Consider the following 14,501-nt stretch of genomic DNA (forward strand, 5'->3'; position numbering starts at 1 on the left):
GAACGCCGGGGATGGCCGCAGGTGTGACGGATCACGCCTGGACGGTCGCGGAACTGCTCCGCTATAGGATCGAACCGTTTGTTGAAGCCGCATGATTCAGCTCCACGCTGTCCTGTGGTTCTACCCAAGAGGGGCGGTAAGTCAAAAAAGGGGCGAGGTGCACGGCACCTCGCCCCTGACCTTCAGACTTTTCGGCTTGAGAAGCCCAGACGATTCAGAACCCCAGACGACCGCGTGGCCCGCTCAGTTGTTCCAGTTTCTCGGGCGTCCACAGCTCGTACGCGTACATGGGGTACTGACGTTTGAACCGCCCCACCCGGTCCCACACCTCGCGCGACTCGTGCGGCGTCACCAGAATGAGCTTGATCACACTGTCCTCGGCGTCGTAAACGTAGAAATCGAAGTGGAACGCTTGCTCGTGGCCCTTGTCGGTGAACAGCGGAAAACTGAAAGGGCGGTAACGCCACGCCTTGCGCTTCTCCGTCAGAATCTGAGCGGCCACGCGGCGCAGGTTGCTGTCCGGGAAGGTCATCTTCACGCCGTCCCGGTCCCTGAATTCGGTGTCCGGCGCGGGGGCCTTGAGCTGCACGCGCTTGAGTTCGGGAAGGGGCTTTTTCGCTTTCGTCACTCTGGGGGGCGCAGCCCGGCCCGTGCTTTCTTGGGCGGGGCCGCGCGCCGTGCGCCCACCGGTGCGGCTGTGCGTGCTCCCCGAGCCGGCGACACCGTAGCGCCGCCCCTCGGAAGAACCGGAGCTGCGCGGCTCCTCGCGGCCGAGGTTGCCGGGTTCACGGGCCACTTTGGTGGTGTCGCGCGTGGTGCCGTCGCGGCCCCTGGCGGTGTTTTTCTTGGGTGGACGCCCGCGCGAAATCCCGGCGGGCTTGCCTCCCGCGTCGCTCTTTTTCGCCGTGCCGGGGCGGGAGCCAGTTCGTTTAGGACGAGTCATGCTTTCCAGTGTACCTGCCGGGCTGCGCCCCGAAGGGAAGCGGGACAGCCCTCCTGGGCCGCAGTCGCTATGCTGACGACGTGAATAACATCGCTGCCCCGACGCTTACCGTGGCGTTTCTGGCGGGCCTCCTCTCCTTCCTGAGTCCCTGCGTTCTGCCACTGGTGCCCAGTTACCTGGGCGTCATCGGCGGCGCCAGAGCCCCCATGACCCGTGCCCTGGGGTTCATCGCGGGCTTCGGGATCGTGTTTATTGCCCTGGGCGCCACCGCCAGCAGCCTCGGCTCGCTGCTCGCCCCGCACAAGGTGCTGCTGGGGCAGGTCGCCGCCGTGCTCATCACCTTCTTCGGGTTTGTTATGCTGGGCGTCATTCGCCTGCCGTTCCTGATGCGCGACACCCGCCACCTCGCCGACGCCGGTGGGTACGGCCCCGTCGCCCTGGGGGCCGCCTTCGCCTTCGGCTGGAGTCCCTGCCTGGGCCCGGCGCTGGGCAGCATCCTGGGCCTTGCCGCCAGCAGCGCCAGCCTAGGCACCGGCGTCACGCTGCTGCTCGCGTACACCCTCGGCCTGGCCGTGCCCTTCATCCTGGCTGCGCTGCTGTGGGACAGGCTTCACCTGCGCCGCCTGAACCGCTACGCGGGTGTATTCGAGAAGATCGGCGGGGTGATCCTGGTCATCATCGGCGTGATGATGCTTACCGGGCAGTTCACGCGCCTCGCCTCTTTCTTCTACGACGTGATGCCGGCATGGCTCAGGGTTTGACCGCGCCGCAGAACACAGCGCCGCAGGACACCCCTGGCGCTCAGCCGTATGCCCTTCAACTGCGTGACGTGTGGCTGCGCCTGGGCCGTGAGGTCATCCTGCGCGGCGTCGATCTGGACGTGGCGGTGGGGGAGGGGGTCACGCTGCTGGGAGAAAATGGAGCCGGTAAAACGACGCTGCTGCGCTTGCTGGCGACCGTGTTCGGCCCGACGCGCGGGGCCGGGCGCGTGATGGGCTTTGACCTGAAAGACTCGCGCTCGGTGCGGGAATTCATTCACCTGATGCCGGTGGACGGCGCGCTGTACCCGGATTTGACCTGCGAGGAGAATCTGGCGTTTGCCCTGCAAATGCACGCCCAGACGGGCGACGTGGCAGGCGTGCTGGAGCGCGTGAACCTCACGCACGCCGCCGAACGCCGCGTGCGTTACCTGTCCGCCGGCATGCGTAAGCGTCTGGCGCTGGCCCGCGCTTTCCTGCTGGCGCGGCCCCTGACCCTGGTGGACGAACCCTTCGCCAACCTCGACGACGCCGGACGGGAACTGGTGCTGGAACTCCTGGGGGAACTGCGGCAGAACCGGCAGGTCACCCTGATTGTCGCCGCGCACGAACCGGACCTGGCCCGACGCCTGGCCCCCCGCACGCTGCGGCTGGGCGCGGGAAAACTGGTGGAGGCATGAAGGGAGGCGCGCCATGAAGACCGCCCTGACGCTTGCCCTGAAGGACTGGCGCGTGACCGGCCGGACGCGCGATACCCTCATGGCGACGGCGTTTTTTGCGGCGCTGGTGCTGCTGGTGCTGGGTCTGGCGCTGGGCGGCAACGAGGGGCGCAGCGCCGCCCAGACGGCCGCCACAGGCGCGGGGGCGGTGTGGACGGCGCTGGCGCTGGCGGCGGCAGTGGGAGCCCAGCGGGCCTTCGCGCAGGAGCAGGAAGCCGGCGCCATGGAGCAGCTCACGCTTTATCCAGGCCCGCACGGCGGGATTTACCTGGGCAAGTTGCTGGGCGTGCTGTTGCCCTTGCTGGCGGTGGCCGCGCTGGTTCTGCCGCTGGGCCTGATCCTGTTCGGCGCGGCGGAAACGGGGAGAGCGGTGCCCTGGCTGTGGCTCATCGTCACCACGCTCCTCGGGGTCATTGGTTTCGCGGCAGGCACGACCTTCTACGGCAGCATCACCGTGAACCTGCGCGCCAGAGAGGCCCTGCTGCCGGCGCTCGCCTTCCCGATCCTGGTGCCGGTGGTCATCGCCTGCATCAAGTCCACCACCTTGCTGCTTCAGTCCGGCTGGTCCGGTGAGGTCGGCACCTGGCTCACCTTCCTGCTGGCCTTCGATCTGGGGACGGTCATCCTGGCCACACTGCTGTTTCCGTACGCGCTGGAAGGCTAAGGCAGGCTTTTACCCGCCGGGTATCGGTTGTTTCCCGAGAGGTAACGCCCTGGGCTGGGGGGCCGAGGTTGATTTGGAAGGGCTTCAACAGGCAAGCTAACGGGTGTTAGACAACTCGTGATTCATGGCACCGTGATTCACTGCACTGGAGGAGCAACCATGACCACCCCGGACTCGATCCCGGCTCAGGACTTCACCCTGAACGACGGCCTGACCATCAAGAACGCCCACATTCACCTGAACCCCGGTGTGGATGAGCTGTACAACGACGCCATCCGCCTGGGTGAAGGCGTCAAGGCCGCCACAGGCCCGCTGACCGTGCGCACCAACAAGACCGGGCGCAGCCCCAAAGACCGTTTCATCGTCGAGGACGCCGAAACGAAAGAGAACGTGTGGTGGGAAGGCTTCAACGTGCCCATCGCCGCTTCCGTGTTCGACAACCTGCTGGAAAAGATGCTGAAGTACGCTGAGGGCAAGGAACTGTTCGTGCAGCAGGTCTTCGCCGGCACCGACCCGGCGCACCGCATCGCCTGCCAGATGATCACCGAAATGGCGTACCACTCGCTCTTTATTCACAACATGTTCGTGCGGCCCAGCGCGGAAGAACGGAAGAACTTTCAGGCCGAGTGGACGGTGCTGAACATCCCCAGCTTCAAGGCTGACCCGGCGGTGGACGGCACGCGCACCGACACCTTCATCCTGGTGAACTTCGGGAAGAAAATGATCATCGCGGGCGGCACCCAGTACGCCGGCGAGAACAAGAAAGGGATTTTCGGCGTGCTGAATTACCTGCTGCCGGCCAAGGGCGTGATGCCCATGCACTGCTCCGCGAACGTCGGCGAAGACGGCGACGTGGCGCTGTTCTTCGGCCTCTCGGGCACCGGCAAGACCACCCTGTCCGCCGACCCCAGCCGCAAGCTGATCGGCGATGACGAGCACGGCTGGACCGACACCGGCGTGTTCAACTTCGAGGGCGGCTGTTACGCCAAGGTCATCAACCTGAATGCCGAGGCCGAACCCGCCATCTACCAGACCACCCGCAACTACGGCACGGTGCTGGAGAACGTGGTGCTGGACGCCAGCGGCACCCCCGACCTGAACGACGGCAGCCTCACCGAGAACACCCGCAGCGCCTACCCCATCGACCAGATCGCCAACATTCAACCCGGCAGCGTGGGCGGCATCCCCAAGAACGTGGTGTTCCTGACCGCCGACGCGTTCGGCGTCCTGCCGCCCCTCTCGCGCCTGACGCCCGAGCAGATGATGTACCAGTTCATCTCCGGCTTCACCGCCAAGATTCCCGGCACCGAGCAGGGCGTCACTGAACCCACCCCCACCTTCTCGACCTGCTTCGGCGCACCGTTCATGCCCCGCCACCCCGGCGAGTATGCCCGCCTGCTGGCCCAAAAAGTGAAGGAAAGCGGCGCGAAGGTCTGGCTGGTCAACACTGGCTGGACCGGCGGCAAGTACGGCGAGGGCCACCGCATGAGCATCAAGCACACCCGCGCGCTGATTAATGCCGCGCTGAGTGGCGAGCTGGACGACGTGGAATTCAAACGCGACCCGTTTTTCCACCTCGACATTCCCACCCAGGTGTCCGGCGTTCCCAGTGAAGTGCTGAACCCCCGCGACGCCTGGGCCGACAAGGACGCCTACGACGAAACGGCCCGGAAGCTGGCGCGCATGTTCCGCGAGAACTTCAAACGTTTCGAGAGCGGCGTCGATCAGGCTGTGACCGACAGCATGCCCAACCCCGACGCTTAAGAGCCGCTGCACGCTCAGGCCGCCCCGCGCATCGGGGCGGCTTTTGCGTTTTTTGCGTTGGTGAAACAGTGTTCATCTCGGTCAGATGCCCTGGGGAGCCCAGGCGCCTAACGTGAACCATTCAAAGGAGGGACGCCATGACCGAAAAGACCAACGCGGACCCGCGCAACACCGAACAGAAACCAGCCCCCGAGCGCAAAGAGGGCCAGACCAGGCCCGAAACCCCCGTGTCGGACAGGCAGACGCCGCAAGACGGCACCGGCGACCATGGCCGCCCCACCGACGACAGCGATCCCGGTCACAGCTGAAGCTGCCCTTCAAACGACGAAACCCGGCTCCTGAGAACCGGGTTTTTGTCGTCTGGTGGTGGAGGCATAGGGATTCGAACCCTAGACCCTCCGCTTGCAAAGCGGATGCTCTCCCGCTGAGCTATGCCCCCTCAGCGGCAGGCAGCTTACCAGAGCAGGCCGCGATTAACAAGGGGGTAGACATGATCGGTGAGGCTGGTTCTGGCACGGCCGGGGTCTTTTTTCGGTACTGTGGGGGTCGTGAGCGTGGGACAGGGGCAAAAGTGGTTGATTTACGGTCTGGGCCGCAGTGGTCGGGGTGTGGCCCGCTTTCTGGCGAGAGAAGGGCTGCAGGCCGACTGGGTGGATATGAACCCCGGTCAGGACGACCTGGGGCTGATGCAGGAGCTGGGATTCCAGCCGGGTGACGCCGCAGGGTCGTACGACGTGGTGGTCGCGGCGCCGGGCGTCCCCATCGACCATCCTGACCTGCTGGCCTTACAGGCGCAGGGAGCTGAAGTCATCGGCGAGGTGGTGCTGGCGGCGCGTCGGCGGCCTGCGCTGCCGATGGTGGGCATCACGGGAACGGCGGGGAAAGGGGGTACCACCGTACTGGTCGCGCACCTGCTGCGGGCGTCCGGCGTGGGGGCCCTGGAGGGCGGCAACATCGATCCGCCGCTGCTGGACGTGGTGGACAGGGCGCAGGTGGCGGTGGTGGAACTGTCGAGTTTCCAGCTGGAGCGGGTGCCGGGCCTGCGCTTGCCGGTAGCGGTCATCACCAACCTGGGCGTGGATCACCTGGATCGCCACGGCAGTGTGGAGGCTTACCACGCCGCCAAACTGAACATCACGGCGGGGCAGCAGCCGGACGACGTGCTGGTCGTGCCGGCAGGATTACAGGTGCCTACGGGGGCAACGGTGTGGCCCTTCACACCGGAACGCCTGGTTCTGAGTGACGGCCGGGAAGTGCTGAGCGTCAGTGAATTGCCCGAGGGCGTCCATCCAGCGAACGCCGCCGCCGCCGTGCTGGCCACCGAGGCCATGCTGCGTTACCTCAAGTTGCCGCTGGACACGGCACTTTTACGTCAAGGTCTGCTGAGCGCGCAGCCGGTGGCGGGCCGCTTTGAAACGGTGGCCCGGATCGGGGAAGTGAAGTTCATCGACGACAGCATCGCCACCCGTACCCTGGCGGTCGAGGCGGCCCTGCGCCGGGCCATGCCCCCGATCGCCTGGCTGGTGGGCGGGCGCGACAAGGGAGCCGAACTGCGCCCGCTGATCGAGGCCGCGCAGGGCCGCGTGACCCGCGTCATCGCCTTCGGGGAGGACGGCCCAGACTTCGCCGAGCGGCTGGGCTTTCCGTTTGAAACGGTCACGGGAACAGACCCGGACGAGATCATCCTAAACGCCACGCGCGCCGGGTTCGCGGCGCTGGACGGGCGCGGTACGGTGCTGCTGGCCCCCATCGGCACCAGTTTCGACCTGTTCAAGGACTACAAGGCCCGTGGGCAGAGTTTCCAGCGGGCGGCGCAGGCTCTGGCCGGAGAAACCCCGTGAGTATTCAACTGTTGATCGCGCAGGTGCTGCTGCTGCTGCTGGGCCTGATGGGTGTGGCGGCGGCGCGGCCTGACCTGATCATGGATCACGGCTTGAAAGCCCTGCTGGCGCTTGCTGCGACCTTTATCGTCGCCCGGATGCACCCCAGGACGTTCATGAAGCACGGTCTCAGCTTCTGGCTGGTCACGCTGGTGCTGCTGCTGCTGGTGCTCTTCATCGGCGTGGGCACCGCCGAGAGTTCCGGCACACGTCGCTGGCTGCCGCTGGGGCCACTGAAATTTCAGCCGTCGGAACTGGCGAAACTGGGGCTGATCCTGCAACTGGCGTCTTTCTTCTCGCGCCGGGGTGTGCAGAACAAACTCCTGAGCGCCACCGCCATGATCGTCGTCACGACAGCCCTGATCATCCTGGAGCCGGACCTGGGCACCAGCGTCCTGACCTTCAGCCTGGGCATCGTGCTGATGTTCGCAGCGGGCGTGCGTATCAGCAATATCGCCGGGTTCATGCTGGCGCTGGGCCTGTTGTCTCTGCCTGTTATCGGCCGTTACCTGGAAACGCACCCGTACATCATGGAACGCTGGACCGGGCACGCCACGCGCGGCGATGTGCCGCAACCCGGCCTGGATCAGATCGGCCTGGCGCACCGCGACCTGACCTTCGGCGGCTGGTGGGGCCACGGGCCGGACGGCCTGCGTTACCAGTACTTCGCGGCCCACACCGACATGGTGGTGGCGGCGATCGGCTTCACGACCGGCCTGCTGGGCGTCATGATGCTGCTGTTCGCGTACTGGCTCATCGTGCAAAGTAGCCTTCAGGTGGGGCAACTGGCCGCCCGCATCCGGCCCATGACGCCGGAAGTGCACGGCGCGAGCATCCTGGCGACCGGGTGCATGTACATGATCGTGGGGCAGGCCTTCGTGAACCTGCTGGTGGCCGCCGGGATCTTTCCGGTGACGGGCGTGCCGCTGCCGCTGGTCTCCTACGGTTTTTCCAGCATGCTGACCATGAGCGCCGCGCTGGGCATCATTCACTCCTGCATGCGTACCGTACGTGAACAGCTGCCCGACGAGGCCACCAACCCGGACCTGCTGGCTGTTCCAGCGGATTGATAAGACCGCTTGACACGGCCACCGAGAAGTCCAGGGTTGAGCAGGTGACCCTGGGCTTCACCTTTATCGGGGCGGTACAGCCGCCCTCGACAGGTCAGTCGAGGGCACTCATCCGTGATTCCACCACATTCCAAAGAATCAGCAGCAGTTGGGCAGAAGAGAGACGCGGGGCGGGAGCTTGACAACAGCTCTCACTCAAAAAAATTCTGAATAACGGCTACCCTCGATAATGGAAAAACCCCCACCAGCAGGCGGGGGCGAAGTAAGGAAATGTGGCTTAGCGCTTGCTGAACTGAGGAGCGCGGCGGGCCTTCTTGAGGCCGTACTTCTTGCGCTCGACTTCGCGGGGGTCACGGGTCAGCAGGCCCTTGGGCTTCATCTGCTGGCGGAAGTCGGGGTTGACTTTCAGCAGGGCGCGGGCAATGCCGAGCTTAATCGCGTCGGCCTGGCCGCTGGGGCCGCCGCCCGTCACAGTGATCAGGGCGTCGTAGCGGCCGGCGGTGCCGGTTTCACGGAAGGCCTGCAGGGCGTGCACGGCGCGCAGCATGCCACGGAAGTAGGTCTGGAATTCCTTGCCGTTGACGAGGATCTTGCCTTCGCCAGGGCGCAGGAACACGCGGGCCACGGCGGCCTTGCGGCGGCCCGTGCCATAAAACTGTTCAGGTTGCTGTACGGCCATGCTTACTTGACCTCCACGGTCTGGGGCTTCTGACTGGCGTGCGGGTGGGTGCCACCGGCGTAGACTTTCAGGTGGCCGTGCATGGCGCGGCCCTGGCGGCCCTTGGGCAGCATGCCGAACACCGCGTGCTCGATGACGCGCTCGGGGTGCTTCTTCAGGGCTTCGCGGGCGGTTTCCTTCTTCAGGCCGCCCTGGTAGCCGGTGTAACGGGTATACACCTTGCCGTCCAGCTTGTTGCCGGTCAGGACAACCTGCGCGGCGTTCAGGACAACCACGTAATCACCCTGGATGATGTTGGGTGTGAAGTCGGGGCGGTGCTTCCCGCGAATGCGGCTGGCGATCAGGGTGGCGAGGCGGCCCAGCGGCACGCCGGCGGCGTCCACCACGACCCAGTTTTGCTCGTCGTTTTTGGGGATGTAGGTTTTCACCTTGAAACTCCGTAAAATAGGGGATTTTGGCGGTCGACACGGCCCACTTCGACGGGGAGAAGAAATGCCCATGTCCGGGAAAGCCACCCGAGCCCCGGCTCTACCAAGCACGAGACACTAAAGGCCAGAATACAGCAAAGAAGGGTTACGGAGCAAGGGGCGCACAGGGGCTGACACCTTCTCACTGTTGCTGGATGAGTTCCCAGCGGTTTTCGAAGGCGGTCAGGTCTTCCGCATCCAGGCGGCAATCAAACGAAGCGGGCTGACGTGGACGATGCCAGGGGATGAGCCGCTTCTCCATGTACGCCCGGTACTTGGCGGCGAGAATCTGTTGAAGTTGCCGCTGCGTGAGGATAAAAATTGATCGGCCTGTGCGGGAATCTCGACTCCTGACGGTTGTTCACCCAGAGCCACGAAGACGTAGATCAAATCCGGCTGATGCAGGAACTGGTCGCCGTGATCGATCTGTTTGCCGTTCTCCACGGAAAGCTTGATCCACAGGTCGGCGCGCGACGGCCACTGCTCACTCCGTGAGGTCTTCACCTGAATGGGAATGGAGCGGCATCCCTCGTCTGCCACAAGAAGATCAAACTGGAGAACGTTTCCCGCGAAAGGAGTGGCGACCAGATCGAGTCCCCGCCCGAGTTCGGCGCACACGAGAAACTCTCCGATTTGACCGGTCAATTTGTTTCTCAGTCCACTTGCCATATGGGAATGCTAGTCGGTTGGAAGGGCCTGTTCTCAGAATGGCCTTGCTGGCTCACGTTTCCGTCAGGATGACCGCGCAGACTGTGGCTCACCGCCCACGCCTGTGTGATGACAGACCTGTGTTATGAAGGGAGAACCCATGAAGAAAATCCTGCTCACCGCTGCCCTCGTTGCCGTTTCCACCGCCAGCGCCCAGAAAACCCAGATGGAGTTCTGGACCATTAGCCTCGCGCCCCTCTTCAACGATGAGATGAACCGCCTGGTGGCGCAGTTCGAGAAGGAAAACCCCACTGTCGACCTGAACTGGGTAGACGTTCCCGCAGCAGCCATCGAGCAGAAGCTGCTGGCCGCCGTGGCTGCCGGCCGCCCGCCCGCCGCCGTGAACATCAACACCGAGATGGCCGTGAAGCTCAGCGAGCAGGGCGCGCTGGAACCCCTCACGCTGACCGACGCGCAGAAGAAGCTGTACTTCGGCAATACCCTGAGCACGTTCAATGTGGCGAGCAAGCAGGTGGGCCTGCCGTGGTACTGGTCACCGAAAGTGGTGGCGTACAACACCGACATCTTCAAGAAGGCCGGTCTCGACCCGAACAACCCGCCCAAGACCATTCAGACCATGATGGCGGCGGCCAAGCAGATCAAGGACAAGACCGGCCTGTACGGCTTCGTGCCGAACATCGACGGCATCAAGATGATATACGTGTTCCAGGAGGCGGGCCTGCCCATCCTCAAGGGGGGTAAGGCGGTGTTCAACAGCCCCGAACACGTGAAACTCCTGCAGCAGTACGTCGACCTGTACAAGAACAAGTACATCCCCGAGGACACCATGCGCCGGGGCTTCACGGCGGCCACCGAACTGTACTCCTCCGGCAAACTGGGCATGCTGATTACCGGCCCGCAGTTCATCCTGCGCGTGCAGAACGACAACAAGGACGTGTTCGGCGCCACGAAAGTCGCGCCCTACCCCCTGCACCTGGCCGGCAACGTCATTCACACCGGCCTGATGGGCTTCAGTGTGCCCAAGGGCGTGAAGGACAAAGCCATGGCGCAGAAGCTGGCGCTGTTCCTGACCAACGACGCCAACCAGCTGGCCTTCAGCAAGGTCACGAAAACCACCTTCCCCAGCACCGTGAAGGCCAGCACCGACAAGTTCTTCAAGCAGGGCGGCAGTGACGCCGTGAGCCAGGGCCGCCTGGTCGCCAGCACCGAACTGAAGAAAGCCAAAGACCTGACCCTGATCTACCCCGACGCCAGCAAACTCAACAAGGTCTTCAAAGACAACGTGGAAGCTGCGATGGCCGGGCAGAAGAGCGCCAAAGCCGCGCTGGACGACATCGTGAAAGCCTGGAACGCCAGCCTCTAACCTGGAACGGCGGGCCTGGAGGGCAGGGGGAAGACCCTCTGCCCTCCACTCTTTATCATCCGGGCATCAGACCTTTCGGGCAGGATGAACGTCATGAACAAAATGCTTTTCCTGGGTGCGGCCCTGCTGTGCGTGGCGGGGGCGGCACCCGTGACGTTCCAGGCGACCCCGCAGGCCCGCGCCCAGACGCCCTTTCCGGTGGTGGTGCCGCAACCGAAACAGGCGACCTATCCCACCGGTATCCTGCCCCTGACGGGCCTGAGCGTGCGCGTATTAGGCAGCGCCCCGGAGTTGACCTGGGCCGCCCGTGACCTGAAAGCCGACTGGAACACCCGCCTGAATGCTGAACTGGGCACGTCCAGCACCGGGAAAATCGTGATCGGCACGGTGGAGAATGCCGAACTGGCCGCCAAGATCAGGACGGCGGGCCTCACGGCGTCCGGCGCGGAAGGGTACGCGCTGCTGGTGGACAGCACGGGCGCTTACGTGGTCGGGGCCGATGCGAAGGGGGCGTACTACGGCACGCAGACCCTGCGGCAACTGCTGACCCCGCAGGGCCTCAGGTTTGCAAAGATAACTGATGCGCCCGTCCTCAAACAACGCATAGCCATGCTTTACCTCGACCAGTACAGCAAGGACGTGAACGACAAACTGATTCCGCTGCTGGCGGGCCTGAAGTACAACAGCGTGTTGATCATGAGCAATTACGTGCAGTGGGACGTGGCGAAAGCGGGCGGCTGGGCGCACCCCGGCGGCGCGACGAAGGCCGAGGCGAAGCGCGTGGCCGAGTTGAGTCGCACTTACGGCCTGGAACCCATTCCCCTGATCGAAACGCCGGGTCATGCCGCCTGGATGTTCTACGGCGGCAAAAACCGCGACCTGGTGCAAGACCCGGACAGCAAGGAACCTTACGCTTACGACACCCTCAACCCCGAAACGTACAGCCGCGTGGTGTTCCCGGTGTTGAAGGAAGCCGTGGAGACCTTCGGTGCCAAGACCGTCCATATCGGGCACGACGAGGTGCGCAGCCGCGACCGTTTCCCCGCCCGCGAGAACGGCAAGGCGGTGGGCTATCCGAAACTCATCACGGACGACACCGTGAAACTGCGCGATTACCTGAAGACGCTGGGGGCCGGCACCATGATGTGGCACGACTCGGCCTTCGCGGACACGGTGGTCGGCACGGTTCCCGCCGCGCTTCCCAAGGACATTCAGGTGGCGTACTGGAATTATGACCCCGGCACCGACTTTCCTATGCTGGCGCAGATCAAGGCCGCCGGGTTCCGCACCCTGGGGGCGAGCTGGAACGAGGTCGGCAGCGCCGAAGGGCAGGCCCAGGCCGCCGCGAAAGCCGGCATCGACGGCATGATCCAGACCCGCTGGAACGGTTACTTCGGCAACCCCAGCGTGTGGGACGGCCAGGCCGACCAGGGCGTGGCCTACGTGCGCGCCGCCAATGCCTTCTGGAACCCCGCCGCCCGGGCCGTGCCGAACGCCGAGGGTCTGTACCGCGACCTCTACCAGCCCACCGCCTTTGCCTCTGCTCCCGGCTTTACCGCCGACCTGAAAGCCGCCGCCAACCGTTCCCTGACCGATTCCGACAGCAAGGGCTGGCTTCAGAAAGGGCCGGACGTCGACCTCAGCCACCTGAAAACGGGCCTGCAGAAAATCGGCGCTTACACCTTCAACGTCTCCGGCGCGGTCATGACCAGGGGCGCGCGGGCGGCCGTCAGTGACTTGCCCGCCAGCATCACACTCGATGTGAATCGCCGCGCCGACGCTGTGGCCTTCCTGCACACCACGGGCTGGGCCTCGGCGCTGCCCGCCCTGAACCGCGAGAACATCGGGCGCTACGAGGTCACCTACGCTGACGGCAGCAAGGTCACGCAGCCCCTCGAGTATGGGCGGCACATCCGCGCATGGACGGACACCGTGAACCCCAGCATGGTCATGGCCCCCGGCTGGGTCGGTCAGACGAAAGACGGCCTGGACGTGAACGTGCCCATTTTCGAGTGGGTCAACCCTAAACCCGGCGTGACCATCCGAAGCATCACCCTGATCAGTGAGGGGAAAGCGGCGAATCCAACGCTGATTGGCCTCACCCTGATCGGCGGGCAGTAGGGGAGAGGGACGGGCTTCTATTCTCTCCCTGCGGCCCGGAGCGCGTCCTCGTACATCAGTTTCGTGTGGTACATGCGAACCAGCCCTGCGTCGTACAGGGCGTCAAATTCCGTCTTTCCGATGTACCGCGCCTCGGCAATCTCGTGCGTGAAAGCAGGAGAGAGGGCCTGCCCCGGTGGCGGCTGGGCCAGCCACACGTGCCGCAGAATCAGCGCGCCGTCCGGGAAGCGGCCCAGGTACGCGCCCAGAAATTTTATGAGCTGAACGCGCAGGCCCGTTTCCTCGAAGGCCTCACGAATGGCGGCGTCCTGCGGATTCTCGCCGTCCTCCACCGTACCGGAGGGAATGTGCCACAACCCGGCTTTCTGCTGCCCCGCTGAACCTTTTTCACGCACCAGCAAAAGCTCACGCTGCTCGTTCAGGATGACCACGCCGGCGGCACGCTGATTTACCGGCACATGAAAACGCTCGTCCCACTGCATCAGTTTCCCCGGCTGCGCTGCTCCTCGCCCTTCCAGATGCGCGCCAGATCGCGGGTGCGCGTCAAGACCCACTGCATGGCGTCGCTGTTCGGGTAGGCAATGGCGCTGTGGTCCTCGCGGGTCGAGATGAAGCGGTCAATGGCCGCGCCGCTGCCGTCCGGGCGGGTGTTCGGGGCAATCTCGAAGGTGTAGTTGAGCCAGAAGCCGCCGCTGTCGCTGGTGCGGGCGGGCAGGCGCTTACTCTGCACCTCCAGGTTAAAGGCCACGTTGGGCCACACGATGTCCTTGCCGCGCACGCGCCGGCGCCGGGGCGGGTCGCCCACGCTGAGCAGGTCGCACGCCCCGATGGCCGGAAACTCGTCCGGCAGCTTCGCGCTCACCTCACGCAGGCCCGGCCCGTGATCCAGAATCCACGACGCGCAGTTGCTGTCCAGGTCGATTTGCAGCGCGAAGGCCACGTCGCGGTGGTTGCGCACCAGGTGGTGCAGCCAGGTCGAACCGTGAGAGTGCCCCAGCAGCACCACGCGCGGCGGGCGGGCGCTGCTCAGCCAGCGGCTTTTCATGACCGCGAAGTCGTTCGCCAGGGCCTGATAACCGCGCTGCGGCTGCACGACCTTCAGCGGCTGGAAAGCGGCGGCGGCGTTGTCCGCGTAGCCGGCCACCTGCACCGTGAACCCGGCCTGCTCGATGGCGTCGGCCACGGCGTCCAGCGTGCCGCGCGAAGTCAGGTAATCGTAATTGTCACGCGGGGCGCGGCACGGCTGGGTGCAGCGCCCCGACATGGCGAGCACCACCACGTCCGGCGCGGCCCCTTGCAGGTTCAGGGCAGCGTGACGGGCCGGAAGCTGCTGCAAGGGCGCGCACGCGCTCAGCGTCAGGCCAAGCAGCAGAAAGGAAAGGGCCGGGGAACGCATGACGCCTC

The 14,501-nt window shown here is 64.9% G+C and carries 15 protein-coding genes and 1 tRNA gene; 9 read left to right on the forward strand and 7 right to left on the reverse strand.

All coding sequences use genetic code 11. The features are described 5' to 3' along the window. Positions 1–214: 214 nt before the first annotated feature. The gene (locus tag E5Z01_RS13815) at positions 215–943 is read right to left on the reverse strand and encodes a hypothetical protein (RefSeq protein ID WP_240738439.1); all 729 of its coding nucleotides are present in this window, start codon (positions 941–943) and stop codon (positions 215–217) included. Positions 944–1,023: 80 nt separating this feature from the next. Here E5Z01_RS13815 and E5Z01_RS13820 point away from each other — a divergent pair, with 80 nt between their 5' ends. The 5 genes from E5Z01_RS13820 (at position 1,024) to E5Z01_RS19575 (ending at position 5,156) form a co-directional block, all read left to right on the forward strand. Next, a complete protein-coding gene (locus tag E5Z01_RS13820) occupies positions 1,024–1,704 on the forward strand; it encodes a cytochrome c biogenesis CcdA family protein (RefSeq protein ID WP_135229897.1) in 681 nt (226 codons plus the stop codon). Continuing rightward, positions 1,689–2,381 carry an ABC transporter ATP-binding protein gene (locus E5Z01_RS13825; RefSeq protein WP_135229898.1) on the forward strand — a complete coding sequence of 231 codons (693 nt, stop codon included), beginning with the start codon at positions 1,689–1,691 and terminating at the stop codon, positions 2,379–2,381. Before E5Z01_RS13820 ends, E5Z01_RS13825 begins: the two co-directional genes overlap by 16 nt. A 13-nt stretch (positions 2,382–2,394) precedes the next feature. Continuing rightward, a complete protein-coding gene (locus E5Z01_RS13830) occupies positions 2,395–3,084 on the forward strand; it encodes a heme exporter protein CcmB (RefSeq protein ID WP_135229899.1) in 690 nt (229 codons plus the stop codon). A gap of 159 nt (positions 3,085–3,243) precedes the next feature. Continuing rightward, positions 3,244–4,848: a phosphoenolpyruvate carboxykinase (ATP) gene (gene pckA / locus E5Z01_RS13835; RefSeq protein ID WP_135229900.1), complete on the forward strand. Its 1,605-nt coding sequence runs from the start codon at positions 3,244–3,246 to the stop codon at positions 4,846–4,848. Positions 4,849–4,985: 137 nt separating this feature from the next. Continuing rightward, entirely contained in the window at positions 4,986–5,156 is a 171-nt protein-coding gene (locus tag E5Z01_RS19575; protein WP_167757927.1) for a hypothetical protein, read from the forward strand. A gap of 56 nt (positions 5,157–5,212) precedes the next feature. On the opposite strand, the gene E5Z01_RS13840 is transcribed toward E5Z01_RS19575, so the two are convergent. Beyond that, positions 5,213–5,287, reverse strand: a tRNA-Ala gene (locus E5Z01_RS13840). A 115-nt stretch (positions 5,288–5,402) separates the two neighbouring features. Between E5Z01_RS13840 and murD the strand changes: the two genes are divergently transcribed. Then, complete coding sequence (gene murD, locus E5Z01_RS13845; RefSeq protein ID WP_135229937.1) at positions 5,403–6,689, forward strand: UDP-N-acetylmuramoyl-L-alanine--D-glutamate ligase; 1,287 nt, start codon at positions 5,403–5,405, stop codon at positions 6,687–6,689. Further along, positions 6,686–7,798 (forward strand): FtsW/RodA/SpoVE family cell cycle protein, encoded by a 1,113-nt coding sequence (locus E5Z01_RS13850; protein WP_135229901.1) that lies wholly within the window; start codon positions 6,686–6,688, stop codon positions 7,796–7,798. Before murD ends, E5Z01_RS13850 begins: the two co-directional genes overlap by 4 nt. A 277-nt stretch (positions 7,799–8,075) precedes the next feature. Here the strand turns inward: E5Z01_RS13850 and rpsI are convergent, their stop codons facing one another. The 3 genes from rpsI to E5Z01_RS13865 all read right to left on the reverse strand — a co-directional run bounded on the left by rpsI (position 8,076) and on the right by E5Z01_RS13865 (position 9,613). Then, on the reverse strand, positions 8,076–8,477 hold the full coding sequence (rpsI, locus tag E5Z01_RS13855; protein WP_119762431.1) for a 30S ribosomal protein S9: 402 nt from the start codon (positions 8,475–8,477) through the stop codon (positions 8,076–8,078). A gap of 2 nt (positions 8,478–8,479) precedes the next feature. Then, positions 8,480–8,905: a 50S ribosomal protein L13 gene (gene rplM, locus E5Z01_RS13860; RefSeq protein ID WP_119762429.1), complete on the reverse strand. Its 426-nt coding sequence runs from the start codon at positions 8,903–8,905 to the stop codon at positions 8,480–8,482. Between the two features lie 222 nt (positions 8,906–9,127). Further along, positions 9,128–9,613, reverse strand: coding sequence for a PDDEXK-like family protein (locus E5Z01_RS13865; protein ID WP_135229902.1), 486 nt, complete (start codon positions 9,611–9,613; stop codon positions 9,128–9,130). Positions 9,614–9,752: 139 nt separating this feature from the next. Here E5Z01_RS13865 and E5Z01_RS13870 point away from each other — a divergent pair, with 139 nt between their 5' ends. Both E5Z01_RS13870 and E5Z01_RS13875 read left to right on the forward strand, forming a co-directional pair. Further along, positions 9,753–10,976, forward strand: a complete 1,224-nt coding sequence (locus E5Z01_RS13870) for an ABC transporter substrate-binding protein (protein WP_135229903.1) — start codon at positions 9,753–9,755, stop codon at positions 10,974–10,976. A 93-nt stretch (positions 10,977–11,069) separates the two neighbouring features. Then, entirely contained in the window at positions 11,070–13,097 is a 2,028-nt protein-coding gene (locus E5Z01_RS13875) for a glycoside hydrolase family 20 zincin-like fold domain-containing protein (RefSeq protein ID WP_240738441.1), read from the forward strand. 17 nt (positions 13,098–13,114) lie between these two features. On the opposite strand, the gene E5Z01_RS13880 is transcribed toward E5Z01_RS13875, so the two are convergent. Next, positions 13,115–13,579 carry a Nudix hydrolase gene (locus tag E5Z01_RS13880; protein WP_135229904.1) on the reverse strand — a complete coding sequence of 155 codons (465 nt, stop codon included), beginning with the start codon at positions 13,577–13,579 and terminating at the stop codon, positions 13,115–13,117. Then, a complete protein-coding gene (locus E5Z01_RS13885) occupies positions 13,579–14,493 on the reverse strand; it encodes a hypothetical protein (protein ID WP_135229905.1) in 915 nt (304 codons plus the stop codon). The genes E5Z01_RS13880 and E5Z01_RS13885 overlap by 1 nt, the downstream gene beginning before the upstream one ends. Positions 14,494–14,501: the final 8 nt, after the last annotated feature.

Source organism: Deinococcus fonticola (assembly GCF_004634215.1).
GTDB lineage: Bacteria > Deinococcota > Deinococci > Deinococcales > Deinococcaceae > Deinococcus > Deinococcus fonticola.